Consider the following 5,045-nt stretch of genomic DNA (forward strand, 5'->3'; position numbering starts at 1 on the left):
CAAAGTTGACCACCATCCAAATGAAGATCCATACGGGGACTTTATGATCGTTGAACCAAGTATCTCATCGACCTCAGAATTATGGGCATCTATCGTCTTGCGTGATGACAATGACTTACAAATGAATGATGAAGCAGCTAAATGCTTCTTCTTAGGAATTGTAGGGGATACTGGTCGTTTCTTATATGACAACACGACCCGCGATACCATGCAAATTGCCGGTGAATTGTTGAACTACGACTTCCCAGCTTCTGACTTGATGCAAGAATCGAATACGCAAACTATTTCTCAAGCCCGCTTGCAAGCTTATGTCCTACAAAACATGAAATTGTCAGCACAAGGGACTGTGAATTCAGTTTATATTTCACAAGACTTACTGCAGTCACTTGATTTAACCGCCAATGAAACCTACCAAATTGTTCAAATTCCAGGAACTATTGAAGGGGTCATCACTTGGGTAACCTTTATCGAACAACCAGATGGTAAAGTACGTTGCCGAATCCGTTCTAAAGGCCCGGTAATCAACCATATTGCTGCCCAACATGATGGTGGCGGTCACGAGAAAGCCTCAGGCGCTAACGTTTATTCTTCAGAAGAGAAAGATGAATTATTAGCTCAGCTAGGTGAAGTGGCTATGAAATACCGTCGCGACCAATTTTTTGACTAATAGAAAAATAGGATATAGCTTTCAAGACCGCATCTGAATTTAAAATTTATATGCGGTTTTTTTCGTTCGGCTTTTCAAAGTAAATTGGCTATTTTAGAGATTTTATGGGGTGCAAATGCATATCTAAACGAACTATAATACAATAAAACAACAAGTTCATATGGATTTAAAAATATGACTATGCTAAAGTAATGTGGTAAAGAAAATAATAATGCGAATAAACGAACATTGCCGTTTTTCGTTGGGAGGAAAATTGATTCATGTCTTCAACATTTAAGACCATTTTTATTTCAAGTGCTGCCTTACTTTTAGTGGCCTGCCAAGGGCAAAATGCCGGTACGGATGCCAATGCTAGCACAGCGTCATCATCCAGTTCACAAGCGAGTGAATCAACAGCTACTGATGCCTTATCAATCGGTATGGTGACCAATGAAGGGGGCGTTGATGACCGGTCGTTCAACCAATCTGCTTGGGAAGGTCTACAAGCTTGGCAAGCGGAAACTGGTGCCAAGGTCCAATACTATGAATCACCTGATCAATCTGAATTGATCCCTAATTTAAATGTTGCGGTTGCAGACCAATATGATATTATCGTTGGTCTTGGGTATACAACTGCAGAAGCCTTAAGTGAAGTGGCTTCGCAAAATCCTGATCAAAATTTCGCTTTGATTGATGGGGAAGTTGACCTAGACAATGCGGTATCTATCGCCTTTAAAGACCAAGAATCTGCCTTCTTAGCTGGAGTTGCGGCTGCTTTAACTACAGAAACGAATCAAGTTGGTTTTATTGGTGGGACTAGAATTCCAGTGATTGACCGTTTTGAAACAGGTTTTAAAGCGGGTGTTGCCTATATTGACGAAAATATTGAAGTGAAAAGTCAATATACGGAGTCGTTTAGTGACGCCTCTAAAGGGCAACAAATTGCTAATGCTATGTATACGCAGGGTATTGACGTGATTTATACAGCTGCAGGTGGGTCTGGTAATGGTGTTTTCACTGAGACCCGTAACCGTCTAGAAGCAGATCCAGAAACGCAATTATGGGTGATTGGCGTTGACCGAGATCAAACTGACGAGGGCGAGTGGACTGGCGGTAACTTCACCTTAGCGTCGACCCTTAAAGATACCGGGGCAGCTATTATTGCCTTAGCCGAGCAAACTAGAGACAGTAGCTTTCCTGCAGGTGAAAGCTTAGCTTATGGCCTGGAAAATGGCGGCGTTTCGCTAACCCAAGGACAATTGTTAGATGAAGAATGGGCGCAAATTGAAGAAACCAAAGCTGCGATTATCGCTGGTGACATTCAAGTTCCAGAGTTCACTTACTCTGAAAGTTAGTTTGCTTATAAGGCAATTGAAAACAGGTGCGTTAAAACAGTGAACAGGAAAAACCAGGAACCGTGATTTTAATCTTAGTTCCTGGTTTTGTTTATAGGGATTAGATTGTGTAAAATATGCCGTTTCTTCTATAAGGCAATTTTCAATCAAACTATTTTACCCAAACATGGCCGTTTTGGCGTAATAATTCATCTGCCTCTTTAGGACCACGTGTTTTACCAACATATGTAGGTAAGGTTTTAGTACCGGCATTTTTCCAATTTTCAATAATTGAATCGACGATACGCCATTGCTCAGCCAATTCATCCCATGTCGAGAAGTTGGTTTGGTCACCGATTAAGGCATCGTAAATCAATTTTTCATAGGCGTCTGGTACATAAGCAGCGTTTAATTCGTCTACATTAGAATTAATTGACACCATAGTTGGCAATAATTCTTCACCAGGTAATTTTTGATTTAGGTTAAAAGCCAAACCAGTTTCTGGTTGAATGTTGAAGGTAATGCGACTTTGACTTGGGTTACAACCCTTATCGATGTCTGTTTTATCACCAGCATCTTTTAGGATGATTTCAACGGTTGTCCGTTTGTCATCCAAGGCTTTACCTGTTTTGAAGTAGAAGGGTACTTGGCCCCAACGATCGTTATTGACTTGGAAGTAGCCCGCCAAATAAGTTTCAGTCACAGAATCAGGCGCGACCTCATTTTCCTCTAAGTAGTTGATGAATTCACCATCTTCACTTGCAAGGTATTGGGCGCGCACAGTTTGTTTAGCGGTTTGGTCAGCTGTTAATGAATCGATTTGTTTCATGAAAGCTAACTTGTTGGCATGCACATCGTCTTGATCTGGTGAAGCGGGCAGGTCCATACCAAGTAATGTCGCCACTTGTAGGATATGGTTTTGTAGCATGTCACGAATAGCACCAGATTTGTCGTAGTAACCACCACGGCTACCAACTGGCATGTCTTCTGCTAAGGTGATTTGAATATTTGAAACGAATTCCTGGTTTAATAATGCTTCAACTGCGGGGTTAAAGAAACGTGTCGCTAAGATATTTTGCACCATTTCTTTACCAAGATAGTGGTCAATACGGTAGATATCTTTTTCATCGAAAGAAATCGCTAAGGCATCATTTAATTCTTTAGCTGATGATAGGTCAGTACCGAATGGTTTTTCTAAGATGACTCGGTGTGTACCGCCATCTGTTACAATGCCAGCATCCTTCAATCCTTGGGTAATTTCAGGGAATAGGGCTGGTGAAGTCGATAGGTAGTATAAATTTTTCTCACCGGTATTAAATTCATTTCTTAATCTTGCCATTTCATTGTTCAAATGCTCATAATCACCCGCTTGAGTGGCGTCATGAGATGTGTAGAAGAAATGTTTGATAAAGTTATTGATTGTTTCTTCGTCTGCTTCTTGGTCAGAAATTGAATCTAAGACGATATCACGGAAATAATCGTCAGTCCATTCACGTCTAGAGTTTCCTAGCAAAGCAAAGTTTTCAGATAATAATTGACGCTGATATAAGCGGAATAAAGATGGGTATAGTTTACGGCGCGCTAAATCTCCTGCTGCACCAAACATAACGATAAGCCCACCAACTTGTTTGTTAGTCATTATGCTACATCCTTTCATAGTTCATTATCAATTATATACGAACTTTCATCACTTACACAAGAATTAGTCCTGACTATTCTTAGTATTTTTTAATATTCTATTATTTTAGATTTAAGAAATATAATGGTACAATAGTACGGATGAGCAAAAAGAACCACACTTGCCTGAGCTGGCAAGTAGAGAAAGGTGGGAGACCATGTCTTTTACACAATTTAATTTAAAACCATTTATCAACGACGCACTCGCAGATTTAAATTTCTATGAGCCGTCTCCAATTCAAGCAACAGTTATTCCAGTGATTCAATCTGGCCGCGATGTCATTGCCCAAAGCCAAACAGGATCAGGGAAAACGCACGCCTTCTTATTACCACTATTAAATAAGATTACAGCTGAAAACCACACGCAGTTAGTTATTACAGCACCTAGTCGTGAACTTGCGGAGCAGTTATACCAAGCTGGCCGTCAAATCTTGTCATTTTCAGATGAAGATTTACATATCGAGCGCGCGTTTGGTGGAACAGATACTGTTAAACAAGCCAACCGTTTAGAAAATGCCGTACCACAAGTCGTTGTTGCGACACCAGGACGTCTATTAGACTTGATTAACAACCAATTGATTTCTGTACACCAAGTAACAGATTTTGTTGTTGATGAAGCAGACATGACCCTTGATTTAGGTTTCTTAAATGAAGTCGACCAAATTGCAGGCCGTATGCCAAAATCATTGAACATGTATGTTTTCTCAGCAACCATTCCGGACAAATTAAAACCATTCTTGAGAAAATACCTAAGCAATCCTGAATGGATAACAATTGAAGCCCGTCACAAAATTTCAGATACCATTGATAACTACTTGGTACCTGTTAAAGGACGCGACCGTAAAGCATTGTTATTCGATGCCTTAACAATTGGTCAACCATACTTAGCCTTAATCTTCGCTAATACCAAGGAAACTGTACAAGAATTGTACAAATACTTGAAATCTCAAGGCTTAAATGTCGGTCAAATTCATGGTGATTTACCAGCTCGCGAACGTCGCCGTGTCATGAAGCAAGTGCAAAACTTGGACTTCCAATACGTGGTAGCCACTGACTTAGCTGCTCGTGGAATCGATATTGATGGTGTGTCTCATGTCATCAACTACGAAGTACCGAATGAATTAGAGTTCTTCATCCACCGTGTAGGCCGTACTGGTCGTCAAGGTAAACCAGGTACTGCCATTACCTTCTATATTCCGGATGAATTAAAAGATATTGAATGGTTGGAAAACAAAGGGATCATCTTTGAAAATAAAGATATCAAAGACCATCAATTAATCGACGGTAAAGACCATGATGCCCGTGCTGCCCGTCAAAAAGCACCTGAAGTTGACCATACTGTAGTGGGGATGATCGAACGAAACAAACGTCGTAAAGTTAAACCAGGC

4 protein-coding genes are annotated in these 5,045 nt (G+C 40.5%); 3 read left to right on the forward strand and 1 reads right to left on the reverse strand.

Going from position 1 to position 5,045, the window contains the following annotated elements; all coding sequences use genetic code 11:
* The coding region (locus ACRCJ0_RS09215) for a DHH family phosphoesterase (protein WP_431390258.1) at nucleotides 1–667 on the forward strand (667 nt) is incomplete at its 5' end.
* Nucleotides 668–927: 260 nt separating this feature from the next.
* The gene (locus tag ACRCJ0_RS09220) at nucleotides 928–2,001 is read left to right on the forward strand and encodes a BMP family lipoprotein (protein ID WP_431390259.1); all 1,074 of its coding nucleotides are present in this window, start codon (nucleotides 928–930) and stop codon (nucleotides 1,999–2,001) included.
* A 151-nt stretch (nucleotides 2,002–2,152) separates the two neighbouring features.
* On the opposite strand, the gene zwf is transcribed toward ACRCJ0_RS09220, so the two are convergent.
* Nucleotides 2,153–3,619 (reverse strand): glucose-6-phosphate dehydrogenase, encoded by a 1,467-nt coding sequence (gene zwf / locus ACRCJ0_RS09225; RefSeq protein WP_431388257.1) that lies wholly within the window; start codon nucleotides 3,617–3,619, stop codon nucleotides 2,153–2,155.
* 196 nt (nucleotides 3,620–3,815) lie between these two features.
* Between zwf and ACRCJ0_RS09230 the strand changes: the two genes are divergently transcribed.
* A partial coding sequence (locus tag ACRCJ0_RS09230) for a DEAD/DEAH box helicase (protein ID WP_431390260.1) occupies nucleotides 3,816–5,045 on the forward strand: 1,230 nt, incomplete at its 3' end.

The organism is Aerococcus sp. L_32, assembly GCF_050689315.1.